Below are 364 nucleotides of genomic sequence, written 5' to 3'. Positions count from 1 at the left end.
GAGTTCATCATAAAGCCGCCGTCACCGCATATTGCCATAACTTTCTTTTCCGGGTTAACCAGCTTAGCAGCCATTGCAGAAGGTAAGCCAGCACCCATTGAAGCCAGTGCATTATCCAGCAGTACAGTATTTGGCTGACGCGCCGGGTAATTACGGGCAAACCAAATTTTGTAGATGCCGTTGTCCAGTGCAATGACACCGTCATCCGGCATCACTTCACGGACATCCTCCACCAGACGCTGCGGTAAAACCGGGAAGCTACCGTCGTCGGCACCTTCATCGGTATGGTCACGCATATGGTCGCGAACCTTCAGCATAAAGTCGAAGTCCCAGTGGTCTTGTGGCTCAGTTCCCTCTTTTAATT

1 protein-coding gene is annotated in these 364 nt (G+C 51.1%); it reads right to left on the bottom strand.

What is annotated here, in order from left to right; translation table 11 throughout:
• Positions 1 to 364, bottom strand: a 364-nt coding sequence (locus B3180_RS06860) for a thiamine pyrophosphate-dependent enzyme (RefSeq protein ID WP_286843718.1), incomplete at both ends; no start/stop codon positions are given.

Source organism: Idiomarina sp. UBA4206 (assembly GCF_002383015.1).
GTDB classification, from domain to species: Bacteria; Pseudomonadota; Gammaproteobacteria; order Enterobacterales; family Alteromonadaceae; genus Idiomarina; species Idiomarina abyssalis.
This window is presented reverse-complemented; position numbering and strand designations above follow the sequence as displayed.